This window comes from Pantoea ananatis PA13 (assembly GCF_000233595.1).
In the GTDB taxonomy this organism is placed as follows: Bacteria; Pseudomonadota; Gammaproteobacteria; order Enterobacterales; family Enterobacteriaceae; genus Pantoea; species Pantoea ananatis.
Genome location: NC_017554.1, coordinates 4530849 through 4548501, shown reverse-complemented (window position 1 = coordinate 4548501; position 17653 = coordinate 4530849). Strand labels below are relative to the sequence as shown.

The 17653-nt window shown below is 54.3% G+C and carries 11 protein-coding genes; all 11 read left to right on the top strand.

Annotated elements, in window-relative coordinates:
- Nucleotides 1–8: 8 nt before the first annotated feature.
- The 11 genes from dppC to hmsP all read left to right on the top strand — a co-directional run bounded on the left by dppC (nucleotide 9) and on the right by hmsP (nucleotide 17617).
- Entirely contained in the window at nucleotides 9–911 is a 903-nt protein-coding gene (gene dppC / locus PAGR_RS21375; protein ID WP_013024030.1) for a dipeptide ABC transporter permease DppC, read from the top strand.
- Nucleotides 912–923: 12 nt separating this feature from the next.
- On the top strand, nucleotides 924–1910 hold the full coding sequence (gene dppD, locus PAGR_RS21370; RefSeq protein ID WP_013024031.1) for a dipeptide ABC transporter ATP-binding protein: 987 nt from the start codon (nucleotides 924–926) through the stop codon (nucleotides 1908–1910).
- Nucleotides 1900–2928, top strand: a complete 1029-nt coding sequence (dppF, locus tag PAGR_RS21365; RefSeq protein ID WP_014607012.1) for a dipeptide ABC transporter ATP-binding subunit DppF — start codon at nucleotides 1900–1902, stop codon at nucleotides 2926–2928. The genes dppD and dppF overlap by 11 nt, the downstream gene beginning before the upstream one ends.
- Nucleotides 2929–3760: 832 nt before the next feature.
- A complete protein-coding gene (gene bcsO / locus PAGR_RS21360; protein WP_014607011.1) occupies nucleotides 3761–4348 on the top strand; it encodes a cellulose biosynthesis protein BcsO in 588 nt (195 codons plus the stop codon).
- Nucleotides 4339–5142: a cellulose biosynthesis protein BcsQ gene (gene bcsQ / locus PAGR_RS21355; RefSeq protein WP_013024034.1), complete on the top strand. Its 804-nt coding sequence runs from the start codon at nucleotides 4339–4341 to the stop codon at nucleotides 5140–5142. The genes bcsO and bcsQ overlap by 10 nt, the downstream gene beginning before the upstream one ends.
- A gap of 54 nt (nucleotides 5143–5196) precedes the next feature.
- Nucleotides 5197–7302: a UDP-forming cellulose synthase catalytic subunit gene (bcsA, locus tag PAGR_RS21350; RefSeq protein WP_014607010.1), complete on the top strand. Its 2106-nt coding sequence runs from the start codon at nucleotides 5197–5199 to the stop codon at nucleotides 7300–7302.
- Nucleotides 7299–10124, top strand: a complete 2826-nt coding sequence (gene bcsB, locus PAGR_RS21345; protein ID WP_014607009.1) for a cellulose biosynthesis cyclic di-GMP-binding regulatory protein BcsB — start codon at nucleotides 7299–7301, stop codon at nucleotides 10122–10124. The genes bcsA and bcsB overlap by 4 nt, the downstream gene beginning before the upstream one ends.
- A gap of 11 nt (nucleotides 10125–10135) precedes the next feature.
- A complete protein-coding gene (locus tag PAGR_RS21340; protein WP_014607008.1) occupies nucleotides 10136–13942 on the top strand; it encodes a cellulose biosynthesis protein BcsC in 3807 nt (1268 codons plus the stop codon).
- Nucleotides 13942–14388, top strand: a complete 447-nt coding sequence (gene bcsD / locus PAGR_RS21335; protein WP_013024038.1) for a cellulose biosynthesis protein BcsD — start codon at nucleotides 13942–13944, stop codon at nucleotides 14386–14388. Before PAGR_RS21340 ends, bcsD begins: the two co-directional genes overlap by 1 nt.
- A 9-nt stretch (nucleotides 14389–14397) precedes the next feature.
- Complete coding sequence (locus PAGR_RS21330; RefSeq protein ID WP_014607007.1) at nucleotides 14398–15402, top strand: family 8 glycosyl hydrolase; 1005 nt, start codon at nucleotides 14398–14400, stop codon at nucleotides 15400–15402.
- Between the two features lie 205 nt (nucleotides 15403–15607).
- Nucleotides 15608–17617, top strand: a complete 2010-nt coding sequence (hmsP, locus tag PAGR_RS21325) for a biofilm formation regulator HmsP (protein ID WP_014607006.1) — start codon at nucleotides 15608–15610, stop codon at nucleotides 17615–17617.
- Nucleotides 17618–17653: the final 36 nt, after the last annotated feature.

Sequence of the window (17653 nt, the reverse complement as noted above, 5' to 3'; positions counted from 1 at the left end):
GGGGCATCATGTCTGTTGTTGATCCCGCAAGCGTAAATGTTGCACCCAAGCCGATGACCCCGATTCAGGAATTCTGGCACTATTTTAAACGTAATAAAGGCGCAGTAACGGGCCTGGTTTATATCGTGTTAATGCTATTGATCGCCATCTTTGCTGACGTCCTGGCACCGCACGGGCCGGCGGAGCAGTTCCGTGACGCTCTGCTGCATCCGCCTGTCTGGCAGGAAGGCGGAAGCTGGAGCTATATCCTTGGCACTGACGACGTGGGTCGCGATATTTTGTCGCGTCTGATGTATGGTGCCCGCCTGTCATTGCTGGTTGGCTGTATGGTGGTCGTACTGTCGCTGATTTTTGGTGTCATTTTTGGTTTGCTGGCCGGGTATATCGGCGGTGCGGTCGATGCCACCATTATGCGCCTGGTCGATATTATGCTGGCGCTGCCCAGCCTGCTGTTGGCGCTGGTGCTGGTCGCCATTTTTGGCCCGTCGATTGTTAATGCGTCCATTGCGCTAACGTTTGTCGCGCTTCCCCACTATATCCGTCTGACGCGCGCGGCGGTGCTGGTTGAAGTGAACCGGGACTATGTGACGGCTTCCGGTGTAGCGGGGGCAGGCATGTTGCGTCAGATGTTCGTCAACATTTTACCTAACTGTCTGGCACCGTTGATCGTTCAGGCTTCATTAGGCTTTTCCAACGCCATTCTCGATATGGCGGCGCTGGGCTTTCTCGGAATGGGTGCGCAGCCGCCAACGCCGGAGTGGGGCACCATGCTCTCCGACGTCTTACAGTATGCGCAAAGTGCCTGGTGGGTGGTGACGTTCCCTGGATTAGTCATTCTGCTTACCGTACTGGCATTTAACCTGATGGGCGATGGTTTGCGTGATGCCCTCGACCCGAAACTCAAGCAGTAAAGAGGCACCGAGATGGCATTATTAAATGTAGATAAATTATCGGTGCATTTCGGCGACGATAAGGCACCGTTCCGGGCAGTTGATCGCATCAGCTACCAGGTTGAGCAAGGTCAGGTTGTGGGCATTGTTGGCGAATCCGGCTCGGGTAAATCCGTGAGTTCTCTGGCCATCATGGGATTGATCGACTTTCCCGGCAAAGTCATGGCGGAAAAACTCGAGTTCAATCAACGCGATCTGAAGCGGATTTCTGAAAAAGAACGTCGTCAGTTAGTGGGCGCCGAAGTTGCAATGATTTTTCAGGACCCGATGACCAGCCTGAATCCCTGCTATACCGTGGGCTACCAGATCATGGAAGCCATCAAGGTGCATCAGGGCGGTAATAAAAGCACCCGCCGCCAGCGGGCAATTGACCTCCTGAATCAGGTGGGGATTCCCGACCCCGCTTCGCGTCTGGATGTTTATCCTCATCAGCTTTCGGGCGGGATGAGCCAGCGCGTGATGATCGCCATGGCTATCGCCTGTCGTCCAAAGCTGCTGATTGCTGACGAACCCACAACCGCGCTGGACGTCACAATTCAGGCACAGATCATTGAGTTGTTGCTGGATCTGCAAAGGCAGGAAAACATGGCGCTGATCCTGATTACTCACGATCTGGCGCTGGTAGCGGAAGCCGCACACCACATTATTGTGATGTACGCCGGGCAGGTTGTGGAAAGTGGCAAAGCGACGGATATCTTTAAAGCGCCGCGTCATCCTTACACCCAGGCACTGCTCAGGGCGTTACCGGAATTCGCGGCGGACAAAGCACGGCTGGCCTCGTTACCCGGTGTCGTGCCTGGAAAATACGATCGTCCGTCAGGCTGCCTGCTTAATCCGCGCTGCCCTTATGCCAATGACCGCTGCCGTAAAGAAGAACCTGAACTGCGGACGATTCCGGGACGTCAGTCCAAATGTCACTATCCGCTGGACGATGCCGGGAGACCAACTTATGAGTCCTGATAATACAAAGCACGAGTATCTGCTGCAGGCTATCGACCTGAAAAAACACTATCCGGTGAAGAAAGGATTGTTTGGTCAGGAGCGCCTGGTTAAAGCGCTGGATGGCGTCTCTTTTAATCTGGAGCGCGGTAAAACGCTGGCGGTTGTCGGAGAGTCTGGCTGCGGTAAATCCACACTGGGCCGTTTACTCACCATGATTGAAACGCCAACAGAAGGACAGCTTTACTGGCACGGTCAGGATTTGTTAAAACACGATCCCCACGCCCAGAAGCTGCGTCGGCAGAAAATTCAGATCGTCTTTCAGAATCCGTATGGTTCTCTGAATCCACGCAAAAAAGTCAGCCAGATCCTGGAAGAGCCGCTGGTTATCAATACTTCACTCAGTAAAGCGGAACGTCGCGAGAAAACGCTGGAGATGATGGCCAAGGTAGGATTGAAAACCGAGCATTACGATCGTTATCCCCATATGTTTTCGGGTGGCCAACGTCAGCGTATTGCCATTGCCCGTGGCCTGATGCTTGAGCCAGACGTGCTGATTGCTGACGAGCCGGTTTCAGCACTGGACGTGTCCGTACGGGCACAGGTGCTTAATCTGATGATGGATCTGCAGCAAGAGATGGGGCTGTCCTATGTGTTCATTTCTCACGATTTATCCGTGGTCGAGCATATCGCAGATGACGTGATGGTGATGTACCTGGGGCGCTGCGTGGAAAAGGGCAGCAAAGAGGCGATTTTTGCCAATCCACGTCATCCTTACACCCAGGCGCTACTTTCTGCCACGCCGCGGCTCAATCCTGATGAGCGTCGTGAACGTATTAAGCTGACCGGGGAACTCCCCAGCCCGCTGAATCCACCGCCCGGTTGCGCATTCAATGCCCGCTGCCGGCGTCGTTTTGGCACCTGTGTCCAGCTGCAGCCCCAACTCAAGCAGTATGGCGACCAACAGATAGCCTGCTTCGCGGTTGACCAGGATGAAAACCAGCTAACGGCATCAGTTGAGTCTGCCAGCCAGCCTTAATCAGTGACAGGCGGAATCCTCGTGGGGTTAACCACAGGGATTCCGCCATCACCGCCGTACGTTCATTTCGTTATTCTGTCTGTTTAACAACACAACGTTTTCATTCGCCTTCGCCTGTGAAAGTCCAGCAACGTGCGATGTGCGTTCCAGATTCCGTGCCACATCCTGCCGGTGAAACGTCCTGCCTGGGCTCTGCTGCTGCGCGTCCGAAGCCTGTTCATCAGCGTTCGCACCGGCACAATCATTAGCGGGTCGTCATAAGGGAAAACGAGAGGTCTTCACCCTAATTGATACATTAGCGACATGAACAGGGGCGTTTTCAGTGCCAGCGTTCTACTGTAGCAGGATGAAGTCGCTTTATTTTTTTACCCCGTGGATGGATTAAACAAACCGACCCCTGAGATAAATGTCCTAAAAGATAATGATTTCAACAGCGATCGGTTTTTTAATTAGCGATAATTAGCAGGGTAATACTTTACCAGCCGTAATTTGAAAACACGGAATCTGTCCAGGGAAAAGGCACACCAGCCGGTAAAATGCCGAACCGAACGAAATTTTTTTTGCCTAAAAATACAAAGGGTTGGAACAGCGGCTATCCTGATGTAAGCGATCGCTAAGATGTTAATCACCTGTGAAAATATTTAACTTAAGATGGTCTCAACAATTTTTACGGATATATGTGAAATAGTACTCATTTTTTGCTAAAGAGTAGTGATTAGTATTAAGCTTTCTTATTGAATTCGTCGGTTTTGTAATCAGAATTATCTCACTGTGTTTAAATTATTATGATATATTCCTGGAAAAATCCCCCCTTAGTTGTAGGCCAGGGTCTATGAAAAATTACGACGACTTGCAGCGTTTTAAGGAAAAGACAAAAACGCTCGACATCGCCTTTCAGGATATGTCAGGCCAATCGCAGGAAGCGGCGGATAAAAGCAAATGGTCTCTCATTCGTCAACTGGCGAGCGAAGACCAGCACATGCCTTTTAGTGGGGGACAACGTATTGATCTGCCTCAGCCCCAGCCGATTCAGGGTGACGAATTCAGCATGCCTGAGGTGACGGAGCGTTCTCAGCCTGTCACGCAGCCTGCTGCTGTGTCTTCGCATTCTATTATGGATAGCCTGACCAATAGCGAACCCGATGTTGACGTTGTGGCGCCCGTTGCCCCTTCTTCTGCCTCACCTCTCTTCCCGGCTCCCTCCGCGCAGTCTGTTGCACAGGATGCGGTGAGGGTTTCGCCCGTAACTGAGAAAGAAACGCGGATACCACAGGTAACGGCGCAGCCGAATACTGGCGTTCCTGCCACAGATCATAGCCGTTTTAGCGGGCTCTTCCGCGCGCGCAGCAGTGGGTCAGAAAATTTACCAAAAGAAACGTTATTAAAACCGCTACTGGAGAAGATTGCCTTATGCCGTTAGTTTGTGTGTGCTCGCCCAAAGGTGGGGTGGGGAAAACGACGTTGGCAGCGAATCTGGCCTGGAGTCTGGCCCGTTCAGGTAGCAAAGTGTTAGCAATCGATTTTGATGTTCAGAACGCCCTTCGCCTTCATTTTGGCGTGCCGCTGCACGATGGACGCGGCTTTGTTGCGCGCTCGGAGGAACAGGCGGACTGGAGCCAGTCTATTCTGACTACCGGCGGAAATATTTTTGTCCTGCCCTACGGCAACGTGACCGAATCCCAGCGCGAACGGTTTGAAGAAAACCTGACCAAAGATCCTCACTTCATTAAGCGCGGCCTCGACACGTTACTGAACTATCCCGGTCTGGTCATGGTCGCGGATTTTCCGCCGGGCCCCGGCCCTGCGCTTAAAGCGATAAAGACCTTAGCCGATATGCATCTGGTCGTGATGTTGGCCGATACCGCCTCAGTATCGTTATTACCGCATATTGAAGAAAATCGCCTGATTGGTCAGCCGCTGAACAGTAAACACGGACATTATTTTGTTCTGAATCAGTGCGACAATCGCCGGAATATTAATCGTGACGTGACGGCTTTTATTCAGCAACGTCTCGGCGATAATCTTTTGGGCCAGATTCATCGCGATGAAAGTGTGGGTGAAGCGAATGCCTCACAGCAATCTGTTTATGATTTCAGCCCGTCATCCGCCGCTGCCTTTGATATTGAACTGATCGCTAAACGCGTCGCCAGTATTCTGAATGTCAATGTAGGGAATGGCGAAGTTCAGGCACAGATTCACACCAGCAACTATTAAATGTAATGACCTGGCCAGGCCGGGTTTAAAAAAACAGCTCTTTCAGGGTGGAACATGGGTAAAATCGGGTTTTACCTGCTGCTGCTGGTGCTTGCACCTGTTGCTGCGGTGATCATTATCACGCCAATGGATAGCCAAAAGCAGTATATTTTTGGCTTGATAAGCATCGGTATGGTGTTTTTATTGGGGGTCAGTAAAAGCCGTAAAATAACGGTCGTAATGGTTATTCTTTCCGCCCTGATGTCGTCCCGATATATATGGTGGCGAACAACGGAAACCCTGTATTTTAATTCTGAAATCGAAGCGATACTTGGCATCGGCTTATATATTGCTGAGCTGTACGTCTGGCTGATTTTAATCCTGGGTTTCCTGCAAACTACATGGCCATTAAAACGTACTATTGAACCCTTGCCAGAAGACACCCACTTATGGCCAACGGTCGATGTCTATATCCCGACATATAATGAAAGCCTCGACGTGGTGCGCGACACGGTTCTGGCTGCTCAGTGCATCGACTATCCACGCGATAAAATTAAGGTTTACCTGCTTGATGATGGTAAACGCAGAGAATTTGCCGTTTTCGCTGCCGATGTGGGAGTGGGCTATATCACTCGTGATGATAACAGCCATGCTAAAGCGGGTAATCTTAATCACGCGATGAAGATTACCAAAGGGGAGCTGATTTGCGTCTTTGACTGTGACCACGTCGCCACCCGGACTTTCCTGCAGGCAACGGTGGGGCCGTTTTTGAAAGATCCTAAGCTGGCACTGTTGCAGACGCCACACTACTTTTACTCGCCGGATCCGTTTGAGCGTAACCTGAGTGCCGCTCGCAGTATTCCTAATGAGGGATCGCTGTTCTATGGCCCGGTTCAGCAGGGTAACGATAACTGGAACGCGACCTTCTTCTGTGGTTCCTGTGCCGTAATTCGTCGTTCAGCCCTGGAAGAGATCGGCGGCTTCGCAGTAGAAACGGTCACCGAAGATGCGCACACCGCGCTGAAAATGCAGCGTCTGGGTTGGGGATCCGCGTTTCTGGCGATTCCGCTGGCTGCTGGCCTGGCGACCGAGCGCCTCGGGCTGCACGTTATTCAACGTACGCGCTGGGCCCGTGGTATGACGCAGATTTTTCGCGTGGATAACCCGCTGTTCGGCCGTGGCTTAAAATGGCAACAGCGGCTGTGCTACCTGAATGCCATGTTGCATTTCCAGTTTGGTCTGCCGCGAGTGGTCTTCCTGACCGCGCCGCTTGCCTATCTGCTGTTTAATCTGAATATCATCCATTCGTCGGCGTCGCTGATTTTCGCCTACGTTTTGCCGCATCTTGTCCTCTCCTTGTATGTTAACTCACGCATGAATGGCCGTTTTCGCTACACCTTCTGGGGTGAAATCTATGAAACGGTCATGTGCTTTCATCTGGTCATCCCGACTATCCTCACGTTGCTTTCACCCAAACACGGAAAATTTAACGTGACGGATAAGGGCGGCGTACTGGACCAGGGATTCTTTGATTTCCATATCGTTCGTCCTCACGTCATCGTTGCCTTTCTGCTCAGCATCGGCATTGTGGCGGGCATCGTGCGCGCCACCATGCATGACTATTTTGGCGTGGATCCCTACGTGATTGCGCTCAACGTCGGGTGGGCAGTCTTTAGCTTAATCATTTTGATGGCAGCCATTGCCGTGGCACGCGAAACCAAGCAGGTACGAAAAACGATTCGTATCGAGGTACAGATTCCGGCCATTATCCACTATGCCAGCGGCATCTCATCCCGCACGATGACCAGCGATCTGTCGATGGGCGGCGCGAATCTGGATGCGCCAGATAATCGTCATGAGCACGATACGATTGAAGAGATCGATCTGATACTGAAATCAGGGACCATTACTATCCCGGCGACCAAAATATCGGGCGATGAAGAAAGCATTCGTCTGAGCTTTGGTGCCATGCCGTTGGCACGTCGCCGCGAACTGGTGCGCGTGGTACTGGCGCGTGCCGATGCGTGGATCCAGCCTGAATATAAGCAGGACAATCCGTTAACCTCTCTGGGCACCATCATTCGAACGGTTTTTGAACTGTTCTGGCTGACCTGGCGAGATCGTCGTGAGAAGCGTAAGAGCGGCCCAGACGTTGCGACGAAAGAGGACAGCGCAGTATGAGGATCTTGATACAGTCGATGCTGGCCGGTTCTCTCTCGGCGGTGCTGTGGGTCATTCCGGCCTCGGCTGAAACGCCCCTTGCAGACAACAGTATGGTGCCAAACAGCAGCGCGGCACCAAATAACAGCGCGGCTCCGACAGAAAGTGCGGTACCGAATAACAGCGCGGCTCCGACCGACAGTGCGGTACCAAATAACAGTGCTGCGTCGGTTAACAATGCAGCACCGAATAACAGCGCTGCGTCGGTTAACAATGCGGCACCGAATAACAGCGCGGCCCCGGGCAGCGACCCCGCGCTTAGCAGCCAGATCACGCCTGCGGACAGCAGTGCGGCGGATAACCGCTCGGCATCGAGTGTTGCGACTGGCGCGCCTGATAACAGTACGGTATCTGCCAGCCCGACGGCGCCCGTTAAGGGTGCCGCCGTTGCCGATTCGGCCACACAGATCGGAGAAAAGGTTCCCGTAACGGCGGATGCACAGCCTGCCGGCAGCGCTTCGCCCGTCACTCAGGACAGCAGCGCGTTATCCAGCGTGCCACCGCCAGCCGGCCTCGGTAATGCGGAAACGGGCCTGGAGGCCGCCGCAGGCGAAACGCCCTACAGACCAGGCCAGGCCGCTTCCTCCGTCGACACAACCTCAATGGTCAGCAGCATGCTCAACCAGCCGGTGAGCAGCACGCTAAACGTGGCACAGATGGGACAACGTCAGGGCATTACGCTGACTGGCGGACAACTGCAGTCAGGCATCATTTTTACCCTACCGGGCGACGAGGTGGTGACCAACGCGCGTCTCAACCTGTCCCTGCGCGTTTCCCAGGCGCTCGCCGCGCGCAATACCTCATTGCAGCTGATGTTAAACGGACAGCCGCTTGGCACGCTGCCGCTGGGGTCGGGTGACAGCGATGAAAGCGATTATCAGCTGGACATTCCGGCAGCGATGATTGTGTCCAGTAACAATTTGAGTTTCAAAATTAACGACGCGGACAAGCTGCTGTGTGAAAAAGACAGCGCAGAGCAGTACCAGGTCACTATTCTGCCTAAAACGATGCTGAGCCTTGAAGGCCAGCAGTTAAATATTGGCACCAGCCTGCGTAATTTCCCGCGTCCATTTATCGATCCTCAGCGTATGACTGCGGCTGACGTGACGTTTAGCTTTGCCGACAATGTCACGCCGGATACGGTGACTGCGGCGGTGCTGGTAGCCTCCTGGTTGGGTATTCAGAGTGATTATCGTGGCATCCATTTTCCTGTCGTGCGCGGTAATCTGCCGGAAAAAAACGGCATCTTGTTTGGTCATCCTGGTGACAGGATCGGTACGCTAACCTTCCCAGCCAGTCGTGGTCCATCCCTGCAGATGGTCGATAATCCGGGTAATCCGGTTTATAAGCTCCTGCTGGTCAGTGGCGAAGATGAAAGTCAGCTGCGCCAGGCCGCTTATCGTCTGACCACCCAGCCACTGGCGACCGATAGCAACAGCATGCAGGTCAAACCGCAGTCCATTGTCCTGCGCAGTCCTTACGATGCGCCGCACTGGATCAATACGACGCATCCCGTGCGACTGAGTGAACTGCTGCGCAAAGATCAAAGCCTGACGGCGACCGGCATCTGGCACGATGCGATGCGGGTGAATTTCCGCGCTGCACCCGACCTGTTCCTCTGGGATGGCGATACGGTCCCACTCTATTTGCACTACCGTTTCCCGTCTGAAAACTGGATTGACGAAAAAAACTCGCTACTTAACGTCACGTTGAACGGCACGTTTTTGCGCAATCTGACGGTGAATAAAGTGGGCTTACTTGAAAGCGCCTGGCATCGCTTAGGGGGAGATGCGCGTCAGGAACATTACCAGATTAACCTTGATCCCTATTTGATTTATGGCGACAACCAGTTGGCGCTTTATTTTAACATCAAGCCTAAAGCCGATGCGCCCTGCGGCGTTTTGCTGAACAACAATATCAAAAGTCGAATCGAAGACGATTCCTGGATTGATCTCAGCCACACGCGGCATTTCAGTATGCTGCCCAATCTCTCCTATTTTGTGGGTGCTTCTTTCCCGTTTTCCCGGCTGGCTGACTTTTCGCAGACTACGCTGCTGTTGCCTGAAAATCCAAGCGATGCGGAGATCTCAACACTGTTAAACCTGTCTGCCAGGGCAGGAAATGCCACCGGCGTGGCGCTGGCACAAAATCAGGTTCTGTTTGGTCTGCCAGTCGGCGGCAATAACCTGGCTCGCGTTCAGCAAAGTGACATACTGGCAGTGAGCACGACGGGCAACAGTGCGTTTAACCAGGCGATGCTGGCGAACTCCCCGTACGAGGCCAACGGCAGTGCGTTAGGGGTTAAAGAGCCGTCTGCGCTCGAAAAATTACGTAGCTGGCTGGTGGGCGACTGGTATCGCCAGCCGCTGGATGCCGATCGCTACTTCTCTTCGAATGAGTCCTGGCGTGGGTTTCTGAGCTACCGCTCAATGTGGAATCCGGATCGTCTGGTGGTCATGGCAGTGGCGACCAGCGACGATCAACTGCTGCGCCTGCACGGTGATTTAGGCTCGGCCCGCATCAACGCGGCGGTACGCGGTGATACGGCGATTATCACCGATGAGAACGGTATCCGGAGTTTCCGGGTGGGGCCACAGTTCCCCAGCGGCGAGATGCCGTGGTACATGATGGTGGTGTGGTACGCGAATCAGCATTCGGTATTAATGGCGCTGGCTGCACTGCTGTTCTCCGCCATCGTGGGGAGTGCCGCGTGGGTGATGCTGAAACGACATGCGTCGCGGCGTCTACAGTCAAAACACAATCGCGATGCCGGTAAGAAGTAAGGGTCATCATAATGAATAAAAACCAAATCAGTGCCGGTATCTGTCGTGCGTTGTTACTGGGCGGGGCGCTCTCGCTGTCTTTGCCATTGCAGGCGGCGGAGAGCAGCAACCCGGCCTTGCAGGCGCTCTTTGATCAGGCGGCCTACTGGCATCAAAAGGCTCATGACGACCTGGCGAAAGCGTCACTGCAAAAAGTGCTCATGGTTGAGCCGAACAATACTCAGGCGCTTTATCTGCTGGCGCTCTATTCGCAACAAAGCGGTGACAACGCAGGAGCGATGCAGTATCGCACGCGTCTCAGTCAGGTTTCACCTGACGATCCGCACCTTGCTGAACTGGATAATGCCCGTCAGTTGCAGACGATTCCCCAGGCGCAACTCTCGCTGGCCCGTCAGCAGGCCAGAAGCGGAAATATTGCGGCGGCCTTGCAGACCTGGCGCAATACCTTTAGCGGCAACGAACCGCCCGCCAGCGTGGCTGCCGAATATTATCTGACCATGGCCGGCGATCGCACGTTGCTGCCACAGGCGATTGAAGCGTTGCGCGAGTTTTCAGCCCAGCATCCTCAGGATACGGGGGCCAAACTGGCGTTGGGCAAGGCGCTGACTTATCAGGACTCGACCCGACGTGAAGGCATTGACTTGCTGAGTACGCTGGCAAGTGGCAATCAGGATGCCGATCGTTCTCTTCGTCAGGCGCTGTTGTGGCTGGGTCCACAGGCATCGGATGCCTCGCTTTACCAGACCTGGCAGCAGCGACATCCCCAGGATAATGCGGTAATGGACTATTACCGCAAGAACGTGGGCGGAGCTGAAAAAGGCGCGGGATTTAGCGCGCTTAACAGCGGCGACGTGAACACGGCAGAAAGCAATTTCGGCAAAGTGTTACAGGCTAACCCGCAGGATGCGGATGCGCTGGCCGGGATGGGATACGTCGCGCAGCGAGAAGGCCGTTATCAGGACGCAGCGGATTATCTGCAGCGCGCGGCGCAACTGGGTGGCGATCAAAGCGCCGATCGCCAGAAGCAGGCTGCTGATGCGCGTTTTTATGCGCAGTTAGCCAGCGCCCAGCAGGCCTTTAAAAATGGCGACAGCGCGCAGGCACTGGCGCTGAGCGAACCGCTGACGCATGCCGAAGGTGAGAAGGGCGTTGCGGCCGGCTTATTCCGTGCCGATATTTTGCGCCGCAGCAATCAGCCCGATCAGGCAGAGCAGGCTTACCGCGCGATTCTGAAAACCGATCCCGATAACCGGAGCGCACGCGAAGGATTGTTCTACGTGCTGCGTCAGCAGAACCGCAGCGCTGAAGCCAATACGTTACTGGCCTCATTGCCGGAAAGCGTCAGGCAAAGTGTGGCGCCGCGAGGCAGCAGCGTTGATCCGATTCGCCAGCAGGCGAAACGTCAGGTCGCGGCAGGCAATATCAATGCCGCGATTGCCACCCTGCAGCAAGGTATCCAGCGTTATCCGCAGGATGGCTGGTTACGCCTCGACCTCGCCCGCCTTTATCGCCAGCAAGGGAATACCCTGCTGGCGGCAGGCGTCATGCAGCCGGTGATGCGGAGTGGTGCCAGCACCACGGAACGCTATGCGGGCGCTATCAACGCCAGTGAAAGTGGAGCCTGGCAGCAGGCAAGTTCCCTGTTGGCGGGTATCCCTGCCCGCGAGCAGAACCGTGATATGCGGGAACTGGCGCAGCGTGTGAATTTCAATTTGCAAATGGCCACGGCCGACCAGTATCTGGCGCAAGGATCGAATGCCGCAGCGGCAAACACGCTGAAAGCGCTGGCGGTGAATCCGCCTGATAATCCTGTTGATGCCGGGAACCTGGCACAAAAGCTGGCCAAGGCCGGCGATATCAACAGTGCGGTGGCGGTGGTTCGCGGAAATATGCAGCGCGGTGTTCAGGGGAATGCCGGAGATTATGCCGCTCAGATAGCCGTATTGAATCAGGCCGGGCTGGACAATGAGGCACAACGTTTTCTTAGCCTGCCCGAACTGCAGACACGCAGTACACCAAAGCAGCTGGCAGAGATACGTGAAGGTTACCTGATTAACGACGTTGATCGGCTGCGACAGCAGAAGCAGTATGCAGCTGCCTACGATAAGCTGATTGGTGCACTGCAGCGCGATCCGCAGAACCGTGATTTGATGTTCGCCATGGCCCGTCTGTATCAGGACGGCAAAATGAATAAAGACGCGGGCGTCGTCTACGACTATTTGATGACCCAGGATACGCCATCCCAGGATGCGCGCGTTGGCGCAATCAATGTCGCGCTGGCACAAAATAACGTGCAGCGTGCCAATGAACTGGCAAAAGGACTGACGTCGAGCCAGACGCCACAGCGTCAGTTGCTCCTGGCGCAGGTCGCCGAGGCCAATGGCGATCACATGCAGGCCATGCGCTATCTACGCTCGGCGCGCGGTCAGATTATTGGTTTGCAAGGCGCACAGCCGGGTGCCACGCCGACCATTGGCGGACTGGCCCTGGCCGACAATCCCTTTATCAATCGCAGTACCTCGCCCGTGGGGCGCTCGCCGTCCAGCTATGGCACCGTGCTGCCGTGGCAGGTTGCGCCGGTATCCGCAGAGGGCGCGCAGGAGGGCACCCTGGCCAGTGCCAACACGGTTTCCTCTCAGCAAGCTCAGACGCTGCACGATGTTGACGCCATGATGGAGAGGTTGCAGGAAAAGACCGGCACCTGGGCGCAGGGCACCGTGCAGGTGCGCGGGCGTGACGGTGAGTCAGGGTTGAGTCAGTTAACGGAAGCCAAAGCACCGCTGACCTTCTCTACCGTGCCGTTTGGCGATGCGCGTTTCAACTTTACCATGACACCCGTTTCACTCACGGCGGGTAGCGGTGCAGGCGATGCCTGGCGTCGCTTTGGCACGAATGCGCTGGAGCAGGGCAAAGTGGTCGCGGCCGGTCTTGCCAAAGTTGACGATGTCCCGACTGCCACAACTGATTCGCAAAGCGCATCCGGTGTGGAGCTGAATCTTGCCCTTCAGGGCGACAGCTATAAAGTCGATCTGGGCAGCACGCCACTGGGCCAGGATCTCAATACGCTGGTGGGAGGGGTGCAATGGTCGCCGAAACTCACGGATTTCCTGACGCTGATTCTGACCGGTGAGCGCCGGGCTATTACCGACAGCCTGCTGTCTTACGTTGGCGCGGAAGACAAATCCAGCGGCAAACGTTGGGGTAATGTCACCAAAAACGGCGGCAATGCGCTTCTGAGTTATGACAACGGCGATGCCGGATTATTTGTCGGGGCAGGCGCTTACAGCTACGTGGGGAATAACGTGGCCAGTAACAATAACCTGCAAGCCAATGCGGGTGTTTATGTCCGTCCTTTCTATGCTGACGATCGTGAACTAAAGGTCGGCATGAGCCTGTCCTGGATGAATTTCTCGAAAAACCTCAGCTACTTTAGCTATGGTCAGGGCGGTTATTTCAGCCCTCAGGACTATGCGTCGATTTCTTTCCCAGTCGACTTCTCACGCACGTTTGACGATCTTAAAGTTAACATTGGCGGCGCAGTGGGTTACCAGAGCTACAGTCAGGATAAAAGTGCTTATTTCCCGGGCGATGCGGGCCGTCAGGCGCAGCTGGAGCAGCTGGCTGCCAATGGCAATGTGAAAAGCGCCTTCTATGACGGCAACAGTAAAAACGGTGTAGGTTATAACCTGCATGCGGGCGCGGATTACAAAATTGATAAAGATGTCACGATTGGCGGACAGCTGGGTTATGACACCTTTGGTGACTATAACGAGAGCACGGCGCAGCTCTATTTCCGTTATTTATTCGGAGAGAAGTAATGAGTGAAGCATTTAGCGGGATGACCCACCCGTATCAGCCTGGCTGGTTTGATCTGGTCAGCGTTATGGTCGAAGGAATGATCGCCAACGCAGGCCAGGAGCAGGCGGAGGCGTTTCTGCACAGCATGGGCGAATCGCTGGCGACACGCTATCCTTTACCTGAATCGCGTACGGTGCAGGATTTCGAACGAGAAGTGAACCTGCAGCTGGCCCGGTTCAGTTGGGGATTTGTGCAGTTACAGCCGCAGGAAAACGCCCTGTTGATTAAGCATCATGCTCTGCCTGTCGGCGACAGCACACAGTCGGTCGCTCACTGGCAGGCGGCATTGAGCGCCATCCTGGCGGGGATGTTTTCTGGCTGGCTTCAGGGCCAGGGCGGCAGTAAAACCGTACCGGTTGTGCTGGAGCTGAACGATGGTCATACCATGCATTTTCGATATCAATAAGGTGCTCTGATGAGAGTTAAGCCAGTGTGGTCCGGTATTCTGGTCTTGTTTATGATGTTTTTCAGCACCCAGGCGATGGCAAGTGGTTGGGATACCTATAAAAGCCGCTTTCTTCAGTCAGACGGACGCATTATTGATACGGCAAATAATAATGTCAGTCACACTGAAGGCCAGGGTTACGGCATGTTGCTGGCGGTTGCTTATAACGATCGCGCGACCTTCGATAAACTCTGGAAGTGGACGCGCACGAACCTGCGCAATCCGCAAAACGATCTGTTCTACTGGCGCTACATTCCTGATGCACAGGATCCTGTCGCGGATAAAAATAACGCGTCCGATGGCGATGTGCTGATTGCATGGGCGTTGCAACGGGCAGCGCAAAAATGGAATGCAAGCGATTATCAGCAGGAATCGGATCGCATTCAGCGAGCGATAGTCAAACTCGATGTGACGAACTTCGGTGGCTACACCGTAATGATGCCGGGCGCGCAGGGATTCAATAAGAACAGCTATGTGGTTTTGAATCCCTCTTATTTCCTGTTTGTCGCCTGGCAGGAGTTCGGCCAGCGCAGCCATTTGCAGGTCTGGAACAAGCTGATTGATGGCGGGATGGCGCTGCTGGGTAAGATGCATTTTGGCAACAGCGATCTGCCGCTTGACTGGGTCGCGCTGAACGCCGACGGCTCCGTCGCGCCCGCGGTGGGTTATTCAAATCGCTTTAGTTACGATGCCATCCGCGTGCCGCTGAATATCTGGTGGTACGATCCGCAAAGCCTGGCGCTGGGGCCTTTCCAGCGACTCTGGCAGGGCTATGGTCGTATGAATACGCCGGCCTGGTTTGATGTGCTGGCCAATACGGCGGCGCCTTACCATCTGGAAGGCGGCTTGCTGGCGGTACGTGATTTGGTGCTCAACGAAACAGGCTACCTGAGTGATAAACTGTCTCCTGAGCAGAACTACTTTTCTGCCAGCCTGCAGTTACTGACCTGGATGGCTTATCAGGAAAAGCGTTGATCGTGGCCTGAACACAGACGGCAGCATTCCTTCACGGTTCCACATTGAGGGGATGCTGCTGAGGCAACTCTCTTTTTGTTACTTCCTCCTTTCTGAATCGTCTGCTTCCGCCCCCTTAAGCCACAAAATAACGCTGCAATAGGATATACTTGACGCGCTTTTCCAGACGGATATCTACGCTCTTAGCGAGCCGGGAGTAAAATTTTTGCGCGTAAGCCGATCACTGACGATAAAACAGATGGCAACCGTTTCTCTGATTGCGACGGTCACCATCAGCATTTTTATCGTTATTCAACTGTTCCATTTTGTGCAGCAGCGCAGGATCGACTACGCCCAGCAAATGGAGAATATCGCGCATACCGTGCGTAAGCCGCTGTCTGAAGCCGTCCTGAAAGCCGATATTCCCCAGGCCGAACGCATTCTTCACTCTCTTAAGCCGGCAGGCATCTTATCGCGCGCGGATGTAGTGTTGCCCAATGCTTTTCAGGCGCTCCACGCGAATTTTGAAAACGAAAAGCCGATTCCCAGGCTGGTGGCCCGTCTGTTTGAGCTGCCGGTGCAAATCACGCTACCGCTCTATTCGGTGGAACATACTGGCTTACCTAAGCCGCTGGCCTATCTGGTGTTACAGGCCAATTCAACGCGTGTTTATCAGTTTATCCTGAGCACGCTCTCGACGATGATCATCACCTACCTACTGCTGGCGTTGATACTGTCGGTCTCGATCAGCTGGTGCATCAACCGGTTAGTGGTGCATCCACTGCGGCGAATTTCGCGTGAGATCCAGGAGTTACCGCCCCAGTCAATCCTGACGCACAAACTCACCCTGCCTGCCGATCATCGCGACGATGAAATTGGTATGTTGATTCGCAGTTATAACCGCAATCAACACGTGCTGGAGTCCATCCACGATGAGATGAGCCGGTTAACGACGCACTTTGCCGTTACCGATCTGCCTAACCGGGCATTGTTTTTAGCACTGTTGGACCAGTTTATCTCTTCCCGGAGACAGCCTTTTAGTTTGATGGTCATTCGCATTGAAACGCTGCAGGAAGCCAATGGCGTATTAAGCGACGAGCAGCGCGATACGCTGATGTTGACGCTGGTCGAGAAAATTCGCAGCACCATTGATGACCACACTGTCTTAGCGCAGACCACAACCAGCGATTTCGTTCTGTTGATGAAGTCGGCCAATAACCCGTTTCGCGCCCTGCGTCTGGCCCGTAATCTGATGATTCGCCTAAACCAGCCCGTCAATCTGCATCAATTGCAGCTACGGCCTAACGCCAGCATCGGCCTGGCATTAGGTGAAGAGGGCGAGTCGATGGGCGCCGGTGAGATGCTGGACAGAGCGACCTCGGCCATGATGTCAGCACGCCGTCAGGGCAAAAATCAGATCCTGTTTTTTGATGCCGCGTTAACCGAGCGTGCGCAAAAACGCTTGACCCAGGAACATGATATTTTACAAGGCCTGCACGACGAACAGTTTGCCCTTTATCTGCAGCCTCAAATCGATATGCAGACCGGCAGGTTAGCCGGTGCGGAAGCGCTGTTACGCATGCGTCAGGCCGACGGCAGCTATGGCTTACCCGAAGAATTCATTGCCAGTGCTGAAGAGATCGGGGTGATTTCCGCCATTGGCCGTTGGGTCGTTGAGGAAGCCTGTCGCATTCTGGCGGGCTGGCAGCGTCACGGCGTAACGGTGCCGCTGAGTATCAATATTTCTGCCGTACAGTTACGCGATGCCAGCATCGTCAGCCATCTGCACGCTCTGCTTGAGCGGCATCGCATTGCGCCCGGTTCTCTGGTGCTGGAGATTACCGAAACCGCGCAGATTGGCGATGCCGAGCAGGCTATTTCTCTGCTGAGAATGTTGCAAAAAACCGGTGTTGCCGTCGCGCTTGATGACTTTGGGATGGGCTATTCCAACCTGAACTATCTGCACCAGTTTAAGTCATTGCCAGTCAATAAGCTTAAAATGGACCGCAGCTTTGTGGCCGCCTTACCTGAAGATGACACCATGGTGCGCATCGTTGCGGCCATTGCGGATATTATCGATCTGGATGTGATTGCTGAAGGGGTGGAAACCTGTGAGCAGCGTGACTGGCTGCTTGCGCGTGGTATCACGATTGGTCAGGGTTATCTCTACTCTGAAGCCCTGCCGCTGGCGCAGTTCAATGCACAATGGGTTCCTTCACCTCAACCGGAGGATTAACCCTCTGATCCCTTGATTTTGCAAGAATTTTAGTTA

Coding starts and splice junctions, on each gene's coding strand:
- bcsQ (WP_013024034.1), top strand. CDS start 4,339: ATGCCGTTAGTTTGTGTGTGCTCGCCCAAAGGTGGGGTGGGGAAAACG.
- dppF (WP_014607012.1), top strand. CDS start 1,900: ATGAGTCCTGATAATACAAAGCACGAGTATCTGCTGCAGGCTATCGAC.
- bcsD (WP_013024038.1), top strand. CDS start 13,942: ATGAGTGAAGCATTTAGCGGGATGACCCACCCGTATCAGCCTGGCTGG.
- bcsB (WP_014607009.1), top strand. CDS start 7,299: ATGAGGATCTTGATACAGTCGATGCTGGCCGGTTCTCTCTCGGCGGTG.
- dppD (WP_013024031.1), top strand. CDS start 924: ATGGCATTATTAAATGTAGATAAATTATCGGTGCATTTCGGCGACGAT.
- bcsO (WP_014607011.1), top strand. CDS start 3,761: ATGAAAAATTACGACGACTTGCAGCGTTTTAAGGAAAAGACAAAAACG.
- bcsA (WP_014607010.1), top strand. CDS start 5,197: ATGGGTAAAATCGGGTTTTACCTGCTGCTGCTGGTGCTTGCACCTGTT.
- dppC (WP_013024030.1), top strand. CDS start 9: ATGTCTGTTGTTGATCCCGCAAGCGTAAATGTTGCACCCAAGCCGATG.
- PAGR_RS21330 (WP_014607007.1), top strand. CDS start 14,398: ATGAGAGTTAAGCCAGTGTGGTCCGGTATTCTGGTCTTGTTTATGATG.
- PAGR_RS21340 (WP_014607008.1), top strand. CDS start 10,136: ATGAATAAAAACCAAATCAGTGCCGGTATCTGTCGTGCGTTGTTACTG.